Origin of the sequence: Enterococcus sp. DIV0970a, from assembly GCF_051711265.1 — a bacterium.
Taxonomy (GTDB): domain Bacteria; phylum Bacillota; class Bacilli; order Lactobacillales; family Enterococcaceae; genus Enterococcus_D; species Enterococcus_D casseliflavus.
Map to the genome: position 1 here is coordinate 1 of NZ_JBIOMF010000001.1, position 22,710 is coordinate 22,710.

The window sequence follows — 22,710 nt, forward strand, 5'->3', positions numbered from 1 at the left end:
ATGCCATCTGCTGATTCTATTTGGCAAGATCTTCAACGTTCCTTTAAAGAAGAGCTGAATCCGGCCAGTTATAGTGCTTGGATCGAGACTGCCAATGTCTTGTCGTTTGAAAAAAATCAGCTGCTGATCGAAGTACCCAGCGATCTTCATAAATCTTATTGGGAAAAAAATCTAGCTGCCAAAATTGTTGAAATGGGATTTATGAAAACTGGTGAAGAATTGATTCCTAGTTTTGTGACTGTCGAAGAAGCAGAAGCTTTAAAAACAGCCCCTTCTACTATTCAAACAGCTGCAGAAGAAAACGAGCGGCCGCCGAAATCGATCTTAAATGAAAAATACACATTTGATACCTTTGTCATCGGGAAAGGCAATCAGATGGCCCACGCTGCTGCTTTAGTTGTTGCAGAAGATCCTGGGTCTATTTATAATCCGCTGTTCTTCTATGGTGGCGTTGGTTTAGGGAAAACCCACTTGATGCACGCGATCGGTCATCAAATGTTGCTGAAACGTCCCAATGCCAAAATCAAGTACGTTAGTAGTGAAAATTTCACCAATGATTTCATTACTTCTATTCAAAAGAACAAAATGGAAGATTTTCGAAACGAATACCGCAATGTTGATCTTTTGCTGGTGGATGATATTCAATTCTTAGTCAATAAAGAAGGAACCCAAGAAGAATTCTTTAATACCTTCGAAGAACTGTATCGCAATAATAAACAGATCGTCCTGACAAGTGATCGTTTGCCAAATGAGATCCCGACTTTGCCGGAACGTTTGGTTTCCCGTTTTGCTTGGGGCTTATCCGTTGATATCACCCCGCCGGATCTAGAGACGCGGACTGCGATTTTGCGGAAAAAAGCCGAAGCCGAACGCTTGGAGATCCCCGACGATACGTTAAGTTATATCGCTGGGCAGATCGATTCGAATATCCGAGAACTTGAAGGAGCACTCGTGCGGGTGCAAGCTTTTGCTACGATGCAAAACTCAGACATTACAACGAGCTTGGCAGCTGAAGCCATCAAAGCCTTGAAATCAAGCCATGGCTCGACCCAAGTTTCGATTTTGCAGATCCAAGAAGAAGTCGCAAAATACTATCACATTCATGTCAATGATCTAAAAGGGAAAAAACGGGTCAAAGGCATCGTTGTCCCACGCCAGATCGCGATGTATCTCTCTCGAGAACTGACCGATAGTTCTTTACCAAAAATCGGCGGCGAATTTGGCGGCAAAGACCATACAACGGTCATTCATGCCCATGAAAAAATTCAGCATTTAGTCGAAACAGATCCCACGATCAAAAATGAGATCGTTGAAATCAAACAAATCCTCTTCAGCTGATCTGTGGATAAGAAAAGAAGAACCAAAAAAGTTGTCCACAAGTTATTCACAGGCATTTTCGTTAGTCTACTCACTCTTTTCTCGAGTTATCCACATTACTAACAAGCCTATTACTACTATTACTTTTATTTAATAACTATAAATTAAAGGAGTATCGCTATGAAGCTAACTTTAAACCGAACAGAGTTCATGCAAGAATTACAAACTGTCCAACGGGCGATTTCAACCAAAACCACCATCCCGATCTTAACTGGAGTAAAATTATCCCTTTCAGAAAAAGGATTGACCATGACTGGGAGCAACGCCGATATTTCCATTGAAACTTTTTTAAGTGTGGAAAACGAAAAAGCGCAAATGCAAATCGAAAAAACAGGAGCGATCGTTTTACAAGCACGTTTCTTCAGCGAAATTGTTCGTCGTTTGCCTGAAAGTACCTTAACGTTAGAAGTTTTAGACAATAATCAAGTAGCGATCACTTCTGGAAAAGCCAACTTTACCGTCAACGGATTGGATGCCGATAGTTATCCACATTTACCAGTTGTCGAAAGTCAAGATTCGATCGAGATTCCAGCCCACGTATTGAATAAGGTCGTTAGTGAAACAGTCTTTGCGGTTTCGCAACACGAAAGCCGTCCGATCTTGACTGGGGTCCACTTTGTCTTAGAAAATCAAAAATTATTAGCTGTTGCGACGGACTCACACCGTTTGAGCCAACGGGTGATTCCATTGGAAAGCGGAGAAACAGCCTTCAACATCGTGATTCCTGGCAAAAGCTTAACGGAACTTTCTCGTTCCTTAACAGATGAAGAAGAAGCGATCCAAATCAGCATTATGGATAACCAAGTGTTGTTCCAAACGAAAACCATGAAATTCTATTCTCGTTTATTGGAAGGAACTTACCCAGATACCAATCGTCTGATTCCTTCAAGCTTCAATACTGAGATTGAATTTTCTGTGCCAGAATTGTTACAAGCCATCGAACGGGCGTCATTGCTTTCTCATGAAGGCCGTAACAACATCGTTCGTTTGGCGATCTCCGAAGAAGCCGTTGTCTTATATGGAAACTCACCAGAAATCGGAAAAGTGGAAGAAGATCTTTCTTTTGAAAAAGTGACCGGCGACCCATTAGAGATCTCTTTCAACCCTGACTATATGAAAGCAGCACTACGAGCATTTGGTGACACCAGCATCGTGATCCGCTTTATCTCAGCGATCCGTCCATTTACGTTGGAGCCGACAGAGAGCAAAGGCAGCTTTATCCAGCTGATCACACCGGTGCGAACCAACTAATTTTTCATGTCTTTTGAAAAAAGTTGAAACAATCATCTGAAAATGAATAAATGAGTTAAAAGGGCTTAAAATCGTTTTTAAGCCCTTTTTTCTATTTTGGCTTCTTTTTTGTCTAAAAGCAGTAAGTCTTCTGAGAATGAAAAATATGCCGATGAATTTGTTTTCTTGGCAAAAAAAGAGTATAATAGAGCTAAACGCTCTTTGATAGAATTGAGGGGAATTATGAAAATGCAAATACCGTTAGAAACGGAATATATGACACTTGGACAAATGCTCAAAGAAGTCAGTGTGATCAGCAGCGGCGGCCAAGCGAAATGGTACCTTGCAGAGCACACCGTTTTTGTCGACGGCGAGCCGGAAAATCGACGAGGGCGCAAATTGTATGCGGGAATGCGTGTTGAGCTACCTGATGAAGGTACTTTTTTTATGGTGAAGAAGGAAGACGCCGATGCGGCTGAATGAGTTGCATTTAAGCAATTATCGGAACTATGATTCGCTGACACTGACTTTTGAGAAAGGTCTGGTCATTTTTTTAGGCGAAAACGCGCAAGGAAAAACCAATATTTTAGAAAGCATCTATGTATTGGCGATGACCAAAAGCCACCGCACCTCCAGTGAGCAAGAGCTTATCCGCTGGGACACAGAAGGGGCGCGGATCTCTGGCAGTGTCAGTCGGGGACGCTCAACGATCCCGTTAGAACTGTTTTTGTCAAAAAAAGGACGAAAAACGAAAGTAAACCACATTGAGCAAAAAAAGCTCAGTAGTTACATAGGGCAGTTGAATGTCATTTTATTTGCTCCAGAAGACCTCTCCCTTGTAAAAGGAAGTCCCCAAGTCCGCCGCAAATTTCTCGATATGGAAATTGGGCAGATCGATCCAATCTATCTCTATGATCTCGTTCAATACCAATCCGTTTTGAAACAGCGCAATCAATACTTAAAACAGCTGAATGAAAAAAAACAGACCGATGAGATCTATTTAGATGTTTTGACGGAACAGCTGGTGGCTTTCGGCAGTAAAATCATTTTAGCCAGACAACGGTTTGTTCAGCGCTTGGCGTATTGGGCAAATCAGCTGCACCAAAAGATCAGCCAAGGAAAAGAAACCTTGCAGATCGATTACTTATCGAATGTGCCTGGTGAGGCGAGTACGCTGGAGGAGATCCAACAGCAATTTGTCAAAGCCTTGGCACTAGTCAAAGACCGTGAACGATTTCGGCAAGTCACGTTGGCAGGTCCCCATCGAGACGATCTGGATTTTTTGATCAATGAGAAAAATGTTCAGACCTTTGGTTCGCAAGGCCAGCAGCGAACGACCGCCTTAAGTGTTAAATTGGCAGAAATCGATTTGATGAAAGAAGAAACGGGGGAATATCCCGTCCTTTTATTAGATGACGTCATGAGTGAGCTGGATGATTCCCGACAACTGCATTTATTGGAGACCATTGAAGGAAAAGTTCAGACCTTTCTGACAACGACGACATTAGAACATGTGAAAGACAAAATGTCTGTGGAAGCAGAGATTTTTTATGTAGAGCAAGGACATATTAAAGGAGAATAGACTGAATGACAGAAGAAGAAAAAAGCTTAGTTGAACGTGCGAAAGCCTATGATGCCAGTCAGATCCAAGTGCTGGAAGGACTAGAAGCCGTCCGCAAACGACCTGGGATGTACATTGGTTCTACCAGTTCAGAAGGTTTGCACCACTTAGTATGGGAAATCGTCGATAACTCGATCGATGAAGCACTAGCAGGCTTTGCCTCAAGTATTCAAGTGATCATTGAACCAGATAATAGCATTACGGTCGTCGATGACGGTCGGGGGATCCCCGTTGATATCCAAGCCAAGACAGGCCGTCCAGCGGTAGAAACCGTCTTTACGATCCTGCATGCCGGCGGGAAATTCGGCGGTGGCGGCTACAAAGTATCTGGTGGACTGCACGGGGTAGGTTCCTCCGTCGTTAATGCGTTATCCACGACTTTAGACGTAAAAGTCTATAAAGAAGGCAAAGTGTATTATCAAGAATACCATCGTGGGGCAGTCGTTGATGACTTGAAAGTGATCGATGAAACCGACCGCCACGGAACGACCGTCCACTTTGTTCCAGATCCAGAGATCTTTACGGAAACAACCGTATTCAATTTTGATAAATTAGCGACACGGGTTCGGGAATTAGCCTTCTTGAACCGTGGCTTAAAAATCTCGATCGAAGACAAACGGGAAGAAAAACCCGTCTTGAAAGAATATCATTACGATGGCGGGATCAAGAGCTATGTGGAGCATTTGAATGCGAGTAAAACAGTGATTTTCCCAGATCCGATCTACTTAGAAGGAGAACAACAAGGAATCACGGTTGAAGTTTCCATGCAATATACCGATAGCTACCACAGCAACCTGTTGAGTTTTGCCAACAACATCCATACCTATGAAGGCGGAACCCATGAATTCGGGTTTAAGACTGCTTTGACACGGGTGATCAATGATTACGCCCGCAAGTCAAAATTGATGAAAGAAAACGACGAAAACCTGACCGGAGAAGATGTTCGGGAAGGATTGACGGCAGTTATCTCTATCAAGCATCCAGATCCTCAGTTTGAGGGACAAACGAAAACCAAATTAGGAAATTCGGAAGTGCGGACAGTCACTGATCGTCTCTTTTCGGAACATTTCACGAAATTCTTGATGGAAAACCCGAATGTGGGTCGTCAAGTCGTGGAAAAAGGACTTTTGGCATCAAAAGCCCGTCAAGCAGCCAAACGTGCCCGGGAAATGACTCGCCGAAAAGGTGCGTTAGAAATCAGTAACTTACCTGGGAAATTGGCCGACTGTTCCAGTAATGATCCAGAAAAATGCGAATTGTTTATCGTCGAAGGAGATTCTGCCGGCGGTTCAGCAAAACAAGGCCGCAGTCGCGAATTCCAAGCGATCTTACCGATCCGTGGGAAGATTTTAAATGTCGAAAAAGCCAGCATGGACAAAATCTTAGCAAACGAAGAGATCCGTTCGCTGTTTACGGCAATGGGAACTGGGTTTGGTGCTGATTTTGATGTAGCAAAAGCCCGTTACCACAAGCTAGTTATCATGACCGATGCCGATGTCGATGGTGCCCATATCCGGACCCTGCTTTTGACGCTGTTCTATCGTTATATGCGTCCAATCGTTGAAGCTGGTTATGTCTATATCGCACAACCGCCATTGTACGGTGTCAAACAAGGGAAAAATATCCACTATATCCAACCCGGCAAGAATGCCGAACAAGATTTGAAAAATACGATTGAATCACTGCCTGCGACACCAAAACCAACGGTTCAACGCTACAAAGGTCTAGGGGAAATGGATGACCACCAGTTATGGGAAACCACGATGGACCCTGAAAACCGGATGATGCTGCGGGTCAGCGTAGATGATGCCATAGAAGCCGATCAAATTTTTGAAATGCTGATGGGGGATCGCGTCGAACCAAGACGGGCCTTTATCGAAGAAAACGCGCACTACGTGAAAAATCTTGACATCTAGCCAATCGTAGAGGAGGAAACAGCTTGAGTGAAGAAGCAAAACAAAATATTCATGACGTCAATCTGACCAGTGAAATGCGTGAGTCCTTTATCGATTATGCAATGAGTGTAATTGTTGCTAGGGCTTTACCAGATGTGCGGGATGGCTTAAAGCCGGTTCACCGCCGAATTTTATATGGAATGAATGAATTAGGGGTCACACCAGACAAGCCCCATAAAAAATCAGCCCGGATCGTCGGCGATGTCATGGGGAAATACCATCCCCATGGGGACAGTGCGATCTATGAATCAATGGTGCGGATGGCACAGCCCTTTAGCTATCGCTACATGCTAGTCGATGGCCACGGAAACTTTGGTTCAGTCGATGGTGACGGTGCCGCTGCGATGCGGTATACCGAAGCCCGCATGAGTAAACTGGCGATGGAGATGCTGCGGGACATCAACAAAGATACCGTTGATTTCCAAAGCAACTATGATGATACAGAACGAGAACCAGCGGTATTACCTGCCCGCTTCCCGAACCTTTTGGTCAACGGGACGACTGGGATCGCTGTTGGGATGGCGACCAATATCCCGCCTCATAACTTGAATGAAGTCATTGCAGCCATCGATCTATTGATGGAAAATCCAGAAGTCACAACGAGTGAATTGATGGAAGTCCTACCAGGACCAGACTTCCCAACTGGCGGGATCGTGATGGGAAAATCCGGTATTCGCCGTGCCTATGAAACAGGGAAAGGGTCGATCACTGTTCGCGGAAAAGTCGAAGTGACTGAAATGCCCAACGGCAAAGAACGGATCTTAGTGACTGAATTGCCATATATGGTCAATAAAGCGAAGTTGATCGAACGGATCTCTGAGCTGCACCGTGACAAACGGATCGAAGGAATCACCGATCTGCGGGATGAATCGTCTCGTGAAGGCATGCGGATCGTGATCGACGTTCGTCGCGACGTCAGTGCGTCGGTGATCTTAAACAATCTCTACAAAATGACTGCACTGCAATCTTCTTTTGGCTTTAATATGTTAGCCATTGAAAAAGGCGTGCCGAAGATTTTGAGCTTGAAACGAATTTTAGAAAACTACATCGAGCACCAACAAGAAGTGGTAACTCGTCGGACACAGTTTGATAAAAACAAAGCAGAAGCTCGTGCCCACATCTTGGAAGGATTACGGATCGCATTGGATCATATCGATGAGATCATTGCTTTGATCCGGGCATCAAATTCTGATGATGAAGCAAAAAATAGCATGATGGAGCGCTTCAAATTGTCCGATCGCCAAGCACAAGCAATTTTAGATATGCGTTTGCGTCGCTTGACTGGCTTGGAACGCGACAAGATCGAAAACGAGTACCAAGGCTTGTTAGAATTTATCGCTGATTTGACAGACATTTTAGCAAATCCACAACGGGTCCTAGAAATCATCCAAACGGAGTTGCAAGAATTAGGCCAACGCTTTGGTGATGATCGCCGGACTGAATTATTGGTTGGGGAAGTCTTAAGTCTTGAAGATGAAGATTTGATCGAAGAAGAAGAAATCGTCATTACCTTGACGAACAATGGGTACATCAAACGAGTAGCTAAGTCTGAATTCCGTGCACAACGCCGCGGCGGACGTGGCGTTCAAGGAATGGGGATCCACGATGAAGACTTCGTGAAGACGTTGGTTTCTTGTTCGACTCATGACACATTACTGTTCTTCACCAATAAAGGGAAAGTTTACAAAGCCAAAGGCTATGAAATTCCTGAGTATGGTCGGGCAGCCAAAGGGATCCCTGTGATCAATCTCCTAGGGATCGATTCTAGTGAACGGATCGAAGCGATCATTTCGGCTTCTGGTGGGCCTCAAGAAGGACGCTACTTGTTCTTCACGACGCGTCTAGGTGTGGTCAAACGGACCTCAGTGACGGCCTTTTCAAATATCCGTGCCAATGGTCTGATTGCGATCGGTCTTCGGGAAAATGATGAGTTGGTCAACGTAATTGAAACCCACGGCGAAGATGTCGTGATCATCGGAACCCACGATGGCTACTCTGTGACCTTCAAAGAAGCCCTTGTGCGGGATATGGGTAGGACAGCTGCTGGTGTGCGAGGCATTCGTCTAAGAGACGGAGACTACGTGGTAGGCGCTGCAGTGATCACAGAAGACAGTGAAGTCTTGGTCATCACTGAGAACGGCTATGGCAAGCGTACCAAAGGCTCTGAATACCCAATCAAAGGTCGTGGCGGAAAAGGGATCAAAACAGCCAACATTACGGCGAAAAATGGTCCATTAGCCGGCTTGACGACGGTCAGCGGTGAGGAAGACATCATGGTGATCACCGATAAAGGCGTCTTGATTCGTTTCAATGTAGCGACTGTTTCCCAAACTGGTCGGGCAACCTTAGGGGTTCGTTTGATGAAGATGGAAAACAATGCCAAAGTAGTGACGATGGCAACGGTTGAACCAGAAGTCGAAGAAGAACTAGCGACTGCTGAAGAAACAGCGGTACAAGACGTACCAGTTGTGGAAGAAGCAACGGAAGACACCACGGATACACAAGAATAAGCAATACGTTTTCTAGGAAGACAGCAAGCTGCGAACCTGCAGCTTGCTGTCTTCTTACTCTTTTTCAAAAAATCGGCAGCAGCTGACGTATTTATCAGTGTAAGCGATTGTTTGCGGTGATGGATAGATGCAGGGACGCAAAAAAACAGCTTGCAGTAGGGACGAAAAAAGTGTATAATAATTATTTGTGAGTAGTCTAATTAGACCACTCTCTCTGCTCCTAGAAAACTAGGGGCCAAAGTCCACAGGGAGGTGAAAAATCAATGGAAAACACGAAATATGAGATTTTATATATCATTCGTCCAAACATTGATGAAGAAGCAAAAGCCGCATTGATCGCTCGTTTTGACTCAATCTTAACTGATAACGGCGCTGAAGTTATCGAATCAAAAGATTGGCAAAAACGCCGTCTAGCGTATGAAATGGATGGATTCCGTGAGGGTATCTATCACATCGTAAAAGTTTCTTCTTCAACAACTGCAAGTGCAATCAACGAGTTTGACCGTCTTGCGAAAATCAATGATGACATTATCCGTCACATGATTGTCAAAGAAGAAGCATAATATTGTTTCACATGAAACAAAAGCGATGAGGAGATGATGAACTTTGATTAATAATGTTGTACTAGTAGGAAGACTAACCAAAGATCCTGATTTACGTTACACTTCTAATGGCACTGGTGTCGCAACCTTTACCTTGGCGGTAAACCGCAATTTTACCAACCAAAGTGGAGAGCGCGAAGCTGATTTCATCAACTGTGTTATTTGGAGAAAACCAGCGGAAACATTAGCAAACTATGCACGCAAAGGAACTTTATTAGGGGTTACTGGACGTATTCAAACCCGTTCATACGACAACCAACAAGGCCAACGTGTTTATGTAACAGAAGTCGTTGCTGACAACTTCCAATTATTAGAGTCGCGGAATGCTTCCGAGCAAAGACGCACAACTGATAGCGGATCTGGCAGTAACAATACGTATAACTCAAACAGTTCTTCTGGATTTGGTAACAATAACTCAAATCAAACTCAATCCTCTCAACCATCAGGAATGCCTAATTTTGATCGAGACAACTCCGATCCATTCGGAAACTCATCAATCGACATTTCAGACGATGATTTACCATTCTAAGAAATTGATAGGAGGGAAATAGGATGGCACAACAAAGAAGAGGCGGACGCAAACGTCGTAAAGTAGACTACATTGCTGCAAACCATATTGAACATATCGATTATAAAGATATTGAATTACTAAAACGTTTCATTTCAGAACGCGGTAAAATCTTACCACGTCGTGTAACTGGTACTGGTGCGAAAAACCAACGCAAACTTACCATTGCAATCAAACGTGCGCGTATCATGGGATTACTTCCATTCGTAGGCGAAGAATAAATCGAATGATTTTCATTGACAAGTTTCTTTTGAAGCTTGTCAATTTTTTTATCCATCGAAGAGTAACTTGTTATTTTATATATAGATAGAATAACGAATGATAGAAATTTTTTCCTGGTTGGTTCACCAAAAAAGTTTCACGTGGAACTTTTTTGCATCAATCGCCTATTTGATTGTTTTGTGGTAAAATAAGGAACAAAGCTTCAAAAAAATGGGATGAAACATTGAGGGGTAAAAAAGATGGCAGTAATTGGGTTGATTTCAATTGATAATTACGATGATTTGATTGAGAAAAAAGACGACAAACAAGTTTCTTATTTGAACTCGCTGATCACGACATTGATTTCTGATTGGGCAAGTGAGAATCATGTTTTTTACAAACGAATCAATTCCGAGCGGTTTCTTTTCGTCGCGAAGTATTCAGATATTGAGCGGATGAAGGAAGAAAAATTCCAATTTTTGACTAGAGTACGGCAAGTTGCGGAAAAAAATGATCTGCCATTAACGATCAGTATGGGGATCTCCTATGGGGAAGAGTCTTTTGAAGAGATCGGGGAAGTGGCACAAAACAATCTCGACATTGCGTTAGTTCGCGGCGGTGATCAAGTCGTTTTAAAAGAAGCCAAAGAAGAAGCAAAACCGCAATTCTTTGGTGGCAATACAGACGGCACACCCAAGAGAACGCGTGTTCGTTCTCGTGCCATGAGTACGGCGTTGAGAAAGATTTTTGCTGAAAACCAACGGATCTTTATCATGGGTCATCGTTACCCAGACATGGATGCCTTAGGTTCGGCTTTTGGGGTGGCTTACATGGCGATGATGAGCGATAAAGAATGCTACATCATTTTAAATCCAAAAGAGATCACCGCAGACATTCAACGGGCATTGGAAGAATTGAAAAAATACCCCGAGCTGGAACGATTTGTGATCACTGGGGAAGAAGCAGTTAATTTATCAAATGAAGAAAGTGTGCTAGTGATGGTAGATTACCATAAGCCGTCGATGTCGATCTCGCAAGCGGTCTATGATGAATTTGACAAAATCGCAGTGATCGATCACCATCGTCGCGGGGATGAGTTTCCCGATAAGCCACTCTTGACGTATATTGAATCTTCCGCGTCTTCGGCATCGGAACTGGTAGCAGAATTAATCCAGTATCGTGCTTCTCGCAGATCGCAAGTCCCGAAATTTATTACGACTTCTTTATTAGCGGGCATCTACGTGGATACGAAGAACTTCACGGTGCGAACCACTGGTCGGACCTTTGATATTGCTGGTTATTTGAAAAACCAAGGCGCAGATACGTCATTGGTTCAATACATGTTGAGTACGGATCTCGATTCCTATTTGATGATCAGTGAACTGGTTTCTCGCAGCCAGCATTTCCGAGAAGATATCGTGATTGCTGCAGCGGATGAAGATCGGGTGTACGATAGTGTCACCGTTGCGAAAGCGGCCGATACTCTGCTATCGATCAACGGGATCCATGCCGCATTTGTCATTACGAAACAACCAGGAGATTTGATCGGTATCAGTGCTAGAAGCACTGGTAAAGTCAATGTACAAACCTTGATGGAGGCATTAGGCGGCGGCGGACATTTTACCAACGCAGCCACGCAAATAAAGAACAGCAGCATTGGTGATGTAGAAAAACAGCTGCGAGCGGAATTAACGAAAAATGAACAATAACAAGGAGTGACCAAGATGAAAGTTATTTTCTTACAAGATGTCAAAGGCAAAGGCAAAAAAGGCGATATCAAGGAAGTCCCTAATGGCTACGCACAAAACTTTCTGATCAAAAACAACTTAGCCAAACCTGCCAACAATGAAAGCATGGCAGAATTAAAAGGCAAACAAAAAGCCAAAGAAAAACAAGACGCAGAAGTCTTAGCAGAAGCGAAAGAGTTAAAAGCACTTCTTGAAAAAGAAGAAACCGTTGTGAAGATCAATGCCAAAGCAGGGGAAGATGGCCGCTTGTTCGGTTCGATCCCATCAAAACAAATCGCAGATGCCTTGAACAAGCAATACAAAATCAAAATCGACAAACGCAAAATCGAATTGGATCAGCCGATCCGTGCATTAGGCTTTACGCAAGTACCTGTAAAATTGCACCCACAAGTAACAGCAACGATCAATGTTCATACCATCCAAGAATAAGCATTACTCCCAACAGTCACATGTTGGGGTTTTTTTCGGCAAACGTCCAAGCAATCTTGTACTTTGGATGGGAATCTTGTAGAATGAATGGACGAAGGAGCGAATGGCATGAATGAAGTTTGGCAAAATCAAGTTCCCCCACAAGATATTGAAGCGGAACAAGCGGTCCTAGGGGCAGTCTTTTTAGATGCCGATGCGATCATCGATGCAATGGAAGTAATCGCCCCAGAAGATTTTTATCGCCGCAGCCATCAAATAATTTTTCAAGCAATGATCCAGTTGAACGACCGTAGTGAATCGATCGACTTGATTACGTTGAAAGCAGAAATTGAAAAAAGCAACAGTCTTGAAGATGTTGGCGGCCTGACGTATCTGACTGAACTGAGTCAAGCTTCACCATCAGCAGCAAGTATTGCTTATTATGCGAAGATCGTTGACGACAAAGCCACGTTACGCAATCTGATCCAAACAGCGAGCCGCATCGTAACCAAAGGCTTTGAACAAGATGAAGATGTGCAGTCGATCATTGATCAAGCAGAAAAAAGTATTTTAGAAGTATCCGAAAAGCGCAATAGCAATGGCTTCCAATCGATAGCGGAAGTCTTGAATCGGACGATCGAAACGATCGATCAGTTGGCGCAAAACAATGAAGAAATCACCGGATTACCTACGGGTTATGCGGCTTTAGACAAAATGACGGCGGGGCTGCAAAAAGAAGAGCTGATTATTCTCGCTGCCCGCCCCGCGGTAGGGAAAACCGCGTTTGCCTTGAATATCGCGCAAAATGTCGGAACGAAAACCGATCGTTCCGTAGCGATCTTTAGTCTGGAAATGGGGGCTGAATCATTGGTCAATCGGATGCTGTGTGCGGAAGGCTCGATTGAGGCCAGTCACTTGCGGACGGGGCAGCTCTCAGAAGAAGAGTGGCGGAATTTGATCGTTGCCATGGGCAGTCTTTCTAACGCAAATATCTATATCGATGATACCCCTGGGATCAAGATCTCTGAGATTCGGGCACGTTGTCGGAAACTGGCGCAAGAAAAAGGTAATCTCGGCTTGATTTTGATCGACTACTTGCAGCTGATTGAAGGAACGGGTCGCGAAAACCGCCAACAAGAAGTCTCTGAGATCTCTCGCCAATTAAAGAAACTGGCGAAGGAATTAAAAGTGCCAGTGATCGCACTGTCTCAGCTTTCTCGGGGTGTGGAACAACGACAAGACAAGCGTCCTGTTTTAAGTGATATTCGGGAATCAGGATCGATTGAGCAGGATGCCGATATCGTTGCTTTCTTGTACCGAGATGACTACTACCGAAGCGAAGGCGACGATGACGATGAACCAGAAGAACAACAAAACAACAATGTGATCGAAGTCATTATCGAGAAAAACCGGAGTGGTGCCCGGGGGACCGTCGAACTTCTATTTATCAAAGAATACAATAAGTTCTCCTCGGTCTCGCCGCGAGAAGAGTTCGGGTAAGACACCAACGATGTGAGAAACCAAGGCTCCTGCTGCCGTCTGCATTGCGCTGATGGCAGCAGGGCTTTTTTTATGTGCTGACTTTATTCGTTTTTACGTGTATAAATAATTATTGAGAAGAAAATAGTTCGTTTTTTACCCCTGAAAAATGAGAATTTAAAACGATTATTCGATTTTAGATTGAAAGAGCTTGCGAATCTTGTTACAATACTTAAGGAATGCACTAATTAAAGAAAGAGGTCATTATATGTCATCTGTAGTAGTAGTAGGTACACAATGGGGCGATGAAGGTAAAGGAAAGATTACGGACTTTTTGAGTGAAAACGCGGAAGTCATTGCACGTTATCAAGGTGGAGACAATGCCGGCCATACGATTAAATTTGACGGTGTGACCTATAAACTGCATTTGATTCCTTCTGGGATCTTTTATGCAGATAAAATCAGTGTCATTGGAAACGGGGTCGTTGTGAACCCGAAATCATTAGTTAAAGAATTAGCATACTTGAAAGAAAACAATATAATAACAGAAAACTTAAAGATCTCTGATCGTGCTCATGTTATTTTACCTTACCATATCCATTTGGATCAGCTGCAAGAAGATGCCAAAGGTGACAACAAGATCGGTACCACGATCAAAGGGATTGGACCAGCCTATATGGATAAAGCTGCCAGAGTCGGCATTCGGATCGCTGATCTTTTAGACAAAGAAATTTTTGAAGAACGTCTGCGTATCAACTTAGAAGAAAAAAATCGTCAATTCGTGAAAATGTTTGACGCAGAGCCAATCGCCTTTGAAGACATTTTTGAAGAGTATTACGAATATGGCCAACAAATCAAAAAATATGTGACGGATACTTCGGTGATCCTTAACGATGCCTTAGATGAAGGCAAACGGGTTTTATTTGAAGGGGCACAAGGCGTGATGCTGGATATCGACCAAGGAACCTATCCTTTCGTGACATCATCCAACCCCGTTGCTGGGGGAGTCACTATTGGTAGTGGTGTGGGTCCTTCAAAAATCAACAAAGTCGTTGGTGTCTGCAAAGCTTACACCTCTCGGGTAGGAGATGGTCCTTTCCCAACGGAACTGTTTGATGAAACAGGTGAACAAATCCGTAAGATCGGTCGTGAATACGGAACAACGACAGGACGTCCTCGCCGTGTGGGCTGGTTTGATACCGTCGTGATGCGCCATTCAAAACGTGTTTCAGGGATTACAAACCTATCCCTTAACTCGATCGATGTCTTGAGCGGCTTAGAAACCGTGAAGATCTGTACGGCTTATGAACTAGACGGCGAATTGATCTATCATTACCCAGCAAGCTTGAAAGAGTTGAACCGCTGCAAACCAGTCTACGAAGAACTTCCTGGCTGGTCTGAAGACATTACTGGCTGCAAAACATTAGCAGATCTGCCAGAAAATGCACGCAATTACGTTCACCGCATCTCTGAATTAGTCGGTGTCCGCATTTCGACCTTCTCGGTAGGACCAGACCGCAGCCAAACCAACATCTTAGAAAGTGTTTGGGCGCAAATCTAAACTGACGCAAAAGCTTCAGAACAAGACGAAGAACTCCTGTGTCAAAAGCAGTCAACGATAAGTTTGGCTGCTTTTGATGAGAATTTCTTCTGTCTTGTTCTTTTTTTGCTATAATAGGGGGTAACGAGAGGGGTGAAACCATGTTTCAAATCATGACAGATTCCTGCTGTGATTTACCAGCAGCAAGATTAGCGGAGCTAGATGTTGTGTATATTCCGATGCTGATCGAATTAGACGGCAAAGAATATATCGATGATATGAGCAAAGAATTTGATACGGAATGGTTTTTAGGAAAACTAAAAGAGCATGCGCAGCCGACAACTTCTCAAATCAATGTCGGACGTTATATGGAGTATTTTCGGCCATATGTCGAAGCGGGCACACCGGTCCTTTATTTAGGTTTTTCTTCAGGAATGAGCGGCTCATTCCAAAGTGCCGTCCAAGCCGTAGCCTTACTAAAAGAAGAATACAAAGAAGTTGCGATCACCTTGATCGATACGCGCTCTGCGAGTTTAGGCGAAGGCTTCTTAGTGGCTGAAGCAGCCCAACAAAAAGCCCAAGGACGTTCGTTGCTAGAAGTCAGCCAATGGGTAGAAGAAAACAAACTGCGTTTAGATTCATGGGTCACCGTCGACGATTTAAAACAATTGGAACGCGGCGGCAGAATCTCTAAAACGGCGGCAGCGATCGGCGGATTGCTGAACGTGAAACCAATTATTACCGTCGATACTGCGGGAAAATTACGCAGCGTTGATCGAGTGCGGGGACGCAACAAAGCGATCCAAAAAATCGTGGATCAAACCATCGCCAATCTTCACGAATCAAAAACCAATACGGTTTATTTTGCCAATGCTGGCGCTGCCGAAGCAGCGGAGAAAGTCATCAAACGTTTGACCGAAAAAGTTCCTGACATTATTATTCATCATTATCCATTAGGTCCAACGATCTCCAGTCATACCGGCTACGGCTGCTTGGCGCTGTTTTCATTCGGCAAAGCCCGTTTAGAACAAGCGTAACCTGCCAAAAAGCGCCCGAAGCACCTAGATAAAATAAAAGAAACGCTCCAGTTGCAGCCTTGGTGGCGGGCAACTGGAGCGTTCTTTTTTTCAAAAGCAGCTTATTGATTCATTTCTGCTACGCGTTTTTGGACATCTTTGTTTTCTAAGAATTCATCGTAGGTCGTTTCGGCACGATCCACCACGCCTTTGCTAGAGACCGCAATGATACGGTTCGCAAGGGTTTGAATAAATTGGTGGTCATGAGAAGCAAACAACAATGAGCCGGTGAAGGCCATCAAGCCATCGTTTAATGCGGTGATCGATTCTAAGTCCAAGTGATTGGTTGGATCATCCAATACCAATACGTTGGCTTTTGAAAGCATCATTTTCGACAACATGCAGCGAACTTTTTCGCCCCCGGAAAGAACGTTGACGGGTTTTAATACTTCGTCACCAGAGAACAACATGCGACCTAGGAAGCTGCGCAAGAAGGTATTGTCGTCTTCTTCTTTGCTTGCGTATTGACGCAACCAATCAACGATCGGGGTATCCGTATCAAATTCGCTGGTCGTATCTTTTGGCAAGTACGCATGCTGCGTGGTCACGCCCCAACGAACACTACCTGTATCAGGAGTGATTTCCCCCATGATGACTTTGAATAGCGTTGTGGTGGTGATATCGCTATTGGCAACAAAAGCGACTTTGTCGTCTTTGTTCAAGGTGAAAGAGATATTGTCTAAAATCTTTTTGCCGTCGATCGTCACACTGACATTGTCGACTTGCAGCAAGTCATTCCCGATTTCACGTTCTGGTTTAAAACCGACAAACGGGTAGCGGCGAGACGAAGGTTGAATATCATCAAGGGTGATTTTATCCAACATTTTTTTCCGAGATGTTGCTTGTTTGGATTTTGACGCATTGGCACTAAAGCGTGCGATAAAGTCTTGCAGTTCTTTGATCTGCTCTTCTTTTTTGGCATTTGATTGGGATTGTAATTTCGCAGCTAATTGGCTTGATTCCAACCAGAAATCATAGTTGCCGACAAACAATTTGATTTTGCCGAAGTCTAGATCGGCCATATGGGTACAAACTTTATTTAAGAAGTGGCGGTCATGGGAAACAACAATGACGGTGTTGTCAAAGTTGATCAGAAACTCTTCTAACCAGTTGATAGATTGGATATCCAATCCGTTGGTAGGCTCATCTAGGAGCAAGACGTCTGGCTTACCGAAAAGGGCTTGTGCCAGTAAGACTTTCACCCGTTGACCAGCAGTTAGATCTTTCATCAAGACATGATGCAATTCATCGGGAATGTTCAAGCCTTGCAAAAGAACAGCTGCTTCGGGCTCTGCTTCCCAGCCATCAAGTTCCGCAAATTCGCCTTCTAGTTCGGCGGCACGAATCCCATCTTCATCAGAAAAGTCTTCCTTCATGTAGATCGCGTCTTTTTCTTTCATCACTTCGTAGAGACGTTTATGGCCCATGATGACCGTTTCGATCACTGGAAACTCTTCGTAATCATAGTGGTTCTGCTTCAAGACAGCCATCCGTTCATCAGGACCTAAAGACACATTTCCAGTCGAAGGTTGGATCTCACCAGATAAAATTTTTAAAAAAGTTGATTTACCAGCACCATTTGCACCAATCAAACCATAACAATTACCAGGCGTAAACTTAATATTAACATCATCAAACAGTTTGCGGTCTGAAAAATGCAAACTTACATCACTTACTGTAATCAATTCTTTTCCTCACTTTATATAAATTGACATGGAGTCTCCTAGCATTATAGCGATGAATGTTGAAACTTTCAAGTAAAGCCGAGGATTTCATCAGGAAAGGCTTAGGGCTGGTGAAAGAAAAATTTTGGCTGCTGCTGCCTTCCTAGTAGAACCTGACGGCTTCCTATGCTAGAGTATTGGTAGAATAGTTAGACAAAGGAGCAGACGAATGGTGGATTGGTTGGTTGGATTGTCGCCATGGCAGCAAGCGTTGGCGGGGACGATCTTTACGTATGCTATGACGGCGCTTGGGGCAGCGCTAGTCTTTTTCTTCAAAGAAATCAATAAAAATGTCCTGAATACGATGCTGGGGTTTGCCTCTGGCGTGATGATCGCTGCTAGTTTCTGGTCGTTATTAGATCCTGCGATCGCACGAGCCGAAGAAAATGGCGACATTCCGTGGCTTGTGGTCAGCATCGGGTTTGGTTTGGGTGGTTTGTTCCTATATGCAGCAGATAAGACGCTCCCGCATATGCATTTTGGTCCGAATCATGAAACAGAAGGTTTGCCCAGTCATTTGAAGCGAACGATCTTGCTGGTCTTTTCCATCACGCTGCATAATATCCCAGAAGGCTTGGCGGTAGGGGTAGCGTTTGGGGCGGCGGCAAGTGCCGATGATCCGCGAGCAGCGATCTTAGCGGCGCTTTCGGTAGCGATCGGGATCGGGATCCAAAATTTTCCAGAAGGCGCAGCCGTTTCGATCCCCTTGCGCCAAGAAGGGTTAAGCCGAACCAAAGCCTTTATATACGGGCAAGCGTCAGGGATCGTAGAACCGATCGCCGGTGTGATCGGAGCTTTGCTGGTAACGAGTATGTCCGCTGTCTTGCCGTATGCGTTGGCTTTTGCAGCGGGTGCTATGATCTATGTAGTGGTGGAAGAATTGATTCCAGAAGCGCAGCAAACCTTGTCTAGTCGCCGCCATTTTGCGGTCTTTGGCGTCATGCTAGGCTTTATCTTAATGATGATTTTAGATGTAGCATTAGGCTGATCGATAAAAAAACACCTGACTTTCCAAAAGTCAGGTGTTTTTGATTTACTTGTAATTAACGATAATATTTTCTTGGCTTTTGGCGAATCGATGTTAACCAGCGAACGATCAAAACGGCTAGCAGCAAAGGAATCCCGAAACGGAAGACCAATCCGATCAACCCACCAATAATGCCTAATACAACGGATAAAACAAGAGATGCTGCGATTAAAACTGCCACGACAGTAACGATTCTTCCTAATAAACTTTCTGTATTCATTGTGACTCCTCCTAGACTTTTTTTCTTATCCCTAGCATAGCAAGAAAGAAAAAGAAACACATCCAACTTAAGACGGAATAATTGCTCCGCCGTGCGCCATAGGTTTGTGATAAACTAAACATGGATGAATCATGAAAGGAGTCAAAAAGAATGAATGCAGAAATTCTCACGAGCCAAGTCATCACAGAAGGAGGGTGCAATGCCTGTTTGCCTTATGAACTCAATACCTTCACGCTGCAGCTGCCGGATGGTCGTAGTTTTTCGTTAGAAAACTTGGATGCTGCTGCATTGGTGATGCCAATTGCCCAGATCAATCAGTGGCAGACTCGCTTATTATTAGAAGAAGACGAAGGATTGATCTATCAAAAAGGAACGCAAGAAGTAATTTTCGTAGAGGGCAGCCGTCAGGATACGTTTTCCAGCAAAGGACAGACGATTTCTTGTCCGAAAAAGAGTTGCGAAGCTGACGTCTTTGCCACAACCAATCGAGTGCTGACAGAATTGTTTGGCATCGAACCGATTTCTTTCGTTCTGCGGGCTGCACAAGCATAAGAGGACGAAAAAAAGCCGCTTGCGCATGTACCGACCTTTTAAAGTTAGCTTTTTAGTCTAACTATTGGAAGTCATGACAGCAAGTGGCTGTTTTTTCGTATCGTTACTTACGGATCTGGCCTTCGCCATAAATAATATATTTGGTAGAAGTCAGTGCTTCTAACCCCATTGGCCCACGGGCATGGAGTTTTTGCGTCGAGATGCCGATCTCGGCACCAAAGCCAAACATAAAGCCATCGGTGAAACGGGTCGAGGCATTGACGTAAACCGCCGCCGCATCAACTTCTTTCAAGAAGCGTTGGGAAGCGAAATAATCATCGGTGATGATCGCTTCGGAGTGCTTCGTATTGTAGCGATTGATGTGAGCAATGGCTTCTTCTAGCGAAGCCACCACTTTGATCGCTAAGATATAGTCTAAAAACTCGGTTGCCCAGTCGTCTTCAGTGGCAAGCTGTGCATTGTTTAAAAACGCCAACGCTTTTTGATCTCCTCGCAATTCGACTTGATCGGCAAATTGCTGTTCTACCATTGGCAAAAAGTCCGCTGCCACTGCTTCATGGACGAGGATCGTTTCGATGGCATTGCAGACAGAAGGGCGTTGCGTTTTTGCATTCGTGACGATCGCCAGTGCCATCGGCAGCTGGGCTGCTTGATCGATGTAGATATGATTGTTGCCGGTGCCGGTTTCGATCACTGGCACCGTGGCGGTCTCTTTGACACGACGAATCAAGCCGGCGCCTCCCCGAGGGATCAAAACATCCAAGTAATCTGTCAGCCGCATCAGCTCAGCCGCTGTTTCGTGGCTCGTATCTTCGATAAACTGGATCGCATGGCGGGAGTGTCCATTGGCAGCTAAAGCCTCTTGTAAAATAGTCACGAGGACTTGATTGGAGTGGAAGGCTTCCTTTCCACCACGCAAAATCACGGCATTTCCTGATTTGAAACACAGACTAGCTGCGTCAGTGGTGACATTAGGGCGGGCTTCGTAGATGATGCCGATGACCCCTAAAGGCACTCGTTGTTGACCAATCAAAAGATCGTCAGCATTGCGCCACATTTTATCCACGGCACCGATTGGGTCGGGCAATTGGGCGACTTCTCGGATGCCGTTAGCCATCTCGGTGATCCGTTGTTCTGTCAGCAACAGTCGATCCAGCATCGTCTGGCTGGTTCCTTTGGCTTTTGCGGCGGCTAGATCTTGTTGATTAGCAGCTAAAATCGTCTCGGCAGCTTTTTCTAAAGCATCGGCCATCGCTGCCAGTAGGTGGTTTTTTTCACTGGCACTCAGTAAGCTTAATGTCTGGGCGCTTGCTTGAGCTTGTTGACCGATCGTTTGCAAGTTGCTCATTGCTCATCCTCCGTTCGTTGATAAAAGTGGGTGCCGACAGGTTCCCCTGCGAGCAAGTCAAAAATAATTTTCGGCTGCTTGCCGTTAGCCAGCAGCATGTGACTGTTCAAGTCTAAGATACGTTGGGCGGCTTTTAGTTTACTGGTCATACCGCCGGTTCCATAAGGACTGCCTTTTCCCGTAGCTTGTTCTAAAAGTTCTGGGGTGATTTCATTGATCTCGGAATACAAGACGGCCTCAGGATCATTCAGCGGATTGGCGGAATAAAAGCCGTCGATATCAGAAAGCATGATCAAAAGCTCGGCTTTCGTCAACTGAGCGACGATCGCTGACAGCTGGTCATTGTCGCCGAATTTGGTGAGATGATCCAATTCATCCACTGCTACCGTGTCGTTTTCATTAATGATCGGGATGATCCCCATCGTAAGTAATTGCTCTAAGGTGTTGCTAACGTTTTGACGGCTTTGGGGAAATTCGATGATGTCTCTGGTCAGCAGGATTTGTGCAGTCTGCTGGCTATAGCTTTGAAAACGCTGGTTGTAGATCGTCATCAGTTCCGATTGGCCAACGGCGGCCACGGCTTGCTGCTGCGGGATCTCCACGGGTCGTTCTTTCAAATTCAACTTGTTCATGCCAACACCGATCGCACCAGAAGAAACTAAGATGATTTCTTTGCCTTGGTTTTGCAAAGCTGCTAAGACAAAGGCTAATTCATCGATGCCAGCTAGATTGATGGCACCATTGGGATAAATCAACGAGCTGGTGCCGATTTTTACAACGATTCGGTTTTTGTTTGAAAGATCTGCGCGCATATGCCACCGCCTATTTTTTGATATTTTTTCTATTGTACTCGCAAACGGGCGTTTCGTCATGTCCTTTTTTCTTTTTGGGCTATTTTTAAACGAAGAAATTGTAAAGACTTTTCGATAATTGTGTTTTCCATGAAGAAAATAGTTCTTCCTATGCTAAAATAGCTATATGTTTTATTATTGGAGGAACCCATGAAATTACGAGGATTTGAAATTATTACAGCATATAAAGAAAAAAGCATCACCTTGCCTCAACGTGCCACCCATCATGCGGCTGGTTACGACTTTGAAGCAGCGGAAGAAATCGTGGTGCCAAGCATTTGGAAAGCGGGCGTGATCGACGGGGTCAAAGCGCTTTTTGCGAAAGAGACCGCAAAACAGTTGAAGCCAACCTTGATTCCCACGGGGATCAAAGCCTATATGGGGGAAGACGAGTATTTGCAGCTGACAAATCGTTCCAGCAATCCTTTGAAACGTTTCTTAGTCTTGACGAATGGTGTCGGCGTCATCGACAGCGATTACTATGACAATCCAGATAATGAAGGGCATATCATGTTTCAGTTTACCAATTTCGGCCCCACAGATGTCGTCATTAAAAAAGGCGAACGGATCGGCCAAGGAATTTTCTTGCCGTTCTTAAAAGCTGATCAAGATACAACCACTGCCAGCCGAACCGGCGGCTTTGGCTCCTCGAATCAGTAAATCCTGCCTGGGG

The 22,710-nt window shown here is 44.5% G+C and carries 21 protein-coding genes; 17 read left to right on the forward strand and 4 right to left on the reverse strand.

The window, feature by feature from the left end:
* From dnaA to IGK14_RS00070, 14 genes are all read left to right on the forward strand, one after another.
* The gene (gene dnaA / locus IGK14_RS00005) at window positions 1-1,338 is read left to right on the forward strand and encodes a chromosomal replication initiator protein DnaA (RefSeq protein WP_010748470.1); all 1,338 of its coding nucleotides are present in this window, start codon (window positions 1-3) and stop codon (window positions 1,336-1,338) included.
* Window positions 1,339-1,497: 159 nt separating this feature from the next.
* A complete protein-coding gene (gene dnaN / locus IGK14_RS00010; protein WP_005226354.1) occupies window positions 1,498-2,628 on the forward strand; it encodes a DNA polymerase III subunit beta in 1,131 nt (376 codons plus the stop codon).
* Window positions 2,629-2,850: 222 nt separating this feature from the next.
* Window positions 2,851-3,090 (forward strand): S4 domain-containing protein YaaA, encoded by a 240-nt coding sequence (gene yaaA / locus IGK14_RS00015; protein ID WP_008376781.1) that lies wholly within the window; start codon window positions 2,851-2,853, stop codon window positions 3,088-3,090.
* Entirely contained in the window at window positions 3,077-4,189 is a 1,113-nt protein-coding gene (gene recF / locus IGK14_RS00020; protein WP_010748471.1) for a DNA replication/repair protein RecF, read from the forward strand. Before yaaA ends, recF begins: the two co-directional genes overlap by 14 nt.
* A gap of 5 nt (window positions 4,190-4,194) precedes the next feature.
* Window positions 4,195-6,144 (forward strand): DNA topoisomerase (ATP-hydrolyzing) subunit B, encoded by a 1,950-nt coding sequence (gene gyrB / locus IGK14_RS00025; RefSeq protein WP_005226359.1) that lies wholly within the window; start codon window positions 4,195-4,197, stop codon window positions 6,142-6,144.
* A gap of 23 nt (window positions 6,145-6,167) precedes the next feature.
* Complete coding sequence (gene gyrA, locus IGK14_RS00030; protein WP_010748472.1) at window positions 6,168-8,693, forward strand: DNA gyrase subunit A; 2,526 nt, start codon at window positions 6,168-6,170, stop codon at window positions 8,691-8,693.
* A gap of 263 nt (window positions 8,694-8,956) precedes the next feature.
* On the forward strand, window positions 8,957-9,256 hold the full coding sequence (gene rpsF, locus IGK14_RS00035) for a 30S ribosomal protein S6 (protein WP_005226363.1): 300 nt from the start codon (window positions 8,957-8,959) through the stop codon (window positions 9,254-9,256).
* Window positions 9,257-9,299: 43 nt separating this feature from the next.
* Window positions 9,300-9,824, forward strand: a complete 525-nt coding sequence (gene ssb, locus IGK14_RS00040) for a single-stranded DNA-binding protein (RefSeq protein WP_005226365.1) — start codon at window positions 9,300-9,302, stop codon at window positions 9,822-9,824.
* 23 nt (window positions 9,825-9,847) lie between these two features.
* Window positions 9,848-10,084: a 30S ribosomal protein S18 gene (gene rpsR, locus IGK14_RS00045; RefSeq protein WP_005226367.1), complete on the forward strand. Its 237-nt coding sequence runs from the start codon at window positions 9,848-9,850 to the stop codon at window positions 10,082-10,084.
* A 240-nt stretch (window positions 10,085-10,324) separates the two neighbouring features.
* Entirely contained in the window at window positions 10,325-11,773 is a 1,449-nt protein-coding gene (locus tag IGK14_RS00050) for a DHH family phosphoesterase (protein ID WP_010748473.1), read from the forward strand.
* A gap of 15 nt (window positions 11,774-11,788) precedes the next feature.
* Complete coding sequence (rplI, locus tag IGK14_RS00055) at window positions 11,789-12,241, forward strand: 50S ribosomal protein L9 (protein ID WP_005226371.1); 453 nt, start codon at window positions 11,789-11,791, stop codon at window positions 12,239-12,241.
* A gap of 108 nt (window positions 12,242-12,349) precedes the next feature.
* Window positions 12,350-13,720, forward strand: a complete 1,371-nt coding sequence (gene dnaB / locus IGK14_RS00060; protein WP_005226374.1) for a replicative DNA helicase — start codon at window positions 12,350-12,352, stop codon at window positions 13,718-13,720.
* 247 nt (window positions 13,721-13,967) lie between these two features.
* A complete protein-coding gene (locus tag IGK14_RS00065) occupies window positions 13,968-15,260 on the forward strand; it encodes an adenylosuccinate synthase (protein WP_005232916.1) in 1,293 nt (430 codons plus the stop codon).
* Between the two features lie 140 nt (window positions 15,261-15,400).
* Entirely contained in the window at window positions 15,401-16,276 is an 876-nt protein-coding gene (locus IGK14_RS00070) for a DegV family protein (RefSeq protein WP_010748474.1), read from the forward strand.
* Window positions 16,277-16,377: 101 nt separating this feature from the next.
* Here the strand turns inward: IGK14_RS00070 and IGK14_RS00075 are convergent, their stop codons facing one another.
* Window positions 16,378-18,000: an ABC-F family ATP-binding cassette domain-containing protein gene (locus IGK14_RS00075; protein WP_005226380.1), complete on the reverse strand. Its 1,623-nt coding sequence runs from the start codon at window positions 17,998-18,000 to the stop codon at window positions 16,378-16,380.
* Window positions 18,001-18,208: 208 nt separating this feature from the next.
* On the opposite strand from IGK14_RS00075, the gene IGK14_RS00080 reads away from it, so the two are divergent.
* Window positions 18,209-19,027, forward strand: a complete 819-nt coding sequence (locus tag IGK14_RS00080) for a ZIP family metal transporter (RefSeq protein ID WP_438711402.1) — start codon at window positions 18,209-18,211, stop codon at window positions 19,025-19,027.
* A gap of 55 nt (window positions 19,028-19,082) precedes the next feature.
* Here IGK14_RS00080 and IGK14_RS00085 read toward each other — a convergent pair whose 3' ends face one another.
* Entirely contained in the window at window positions 19,083-19,286 is a 204-nt protein-coding gene (locus tag IGK14_RS00085; RefSeq protein WP_010748476.1) for a hypothetical protein, read from the reverse strand.
* Window positions 19,287-19,436: 150 nt separating this feature from the next.
* Between IGK14_RS00085 and IGK14_RS00090 the strand changes: the two genes are divergently transcribed.
* Window positions 19,437-19,838 carry a DUF4809 family protein gene (locus IGK14_RS00090; RefSeq protein ID WP_010748477.1) on the forward strand — a complete coding sequence of 134 codons (402 nt, stop codon included), beginning with the start codon at window positions 19,437-19,439 and terminating at the stop codon, window positions 19,836-19,838.
* A gap of 103 nt (window positions 19,839-19,941) precedes the next feature.
* On the opposite strand, the gene IGK14_RS00095 is transcribed toward IGK14_RS00090, so the two are convergent.
* Both IGK14_RS00095 and proB read right to left on the reverse strand, forming a co-directional pair.
* Window positions 19,942-21,186, reverse strand: a complete 1,245-nt coding sequence (locus IGK14_RS00095) for a glutamate-5-semialdehyde dehydrogenase (protein ID WP_010748478.1) — start codon at window positions 21,184-21,186, stop codon at window positions 19,942-19,944.
* Window positions 21,183-21,998, reverse strand: coding sequence for a glutamate 5-kinase (proB, locus tag IGK14_RS00100; protein WP_005226390.1), 816 nt, complete (start codon window positions 21,996-21,998; stop codon window positions 21,183-21,185). The genes IGK14_RS00095 and proB overlap by 4 nt, the downstream gene beginning before the upstream one ends.
* 189 nt (window positions 21,999-22,187) lie before the next feature.
* Between proB and IGK14_RS00105 the strand changes: the two genes are divergently transcribed.
* A complete protein-coding gene (locus tag IGK14_RS00105; RefSeq protein WP_010748479.1) occupies window positions 22,188-22,697 on the forward strand; it encodes a hypothetical protein in 510 nt (169 codons plus the stop codon).
* The last annotated feature ends 13 nt before the right edge of the window (window positions 22,698-22,710 follow it).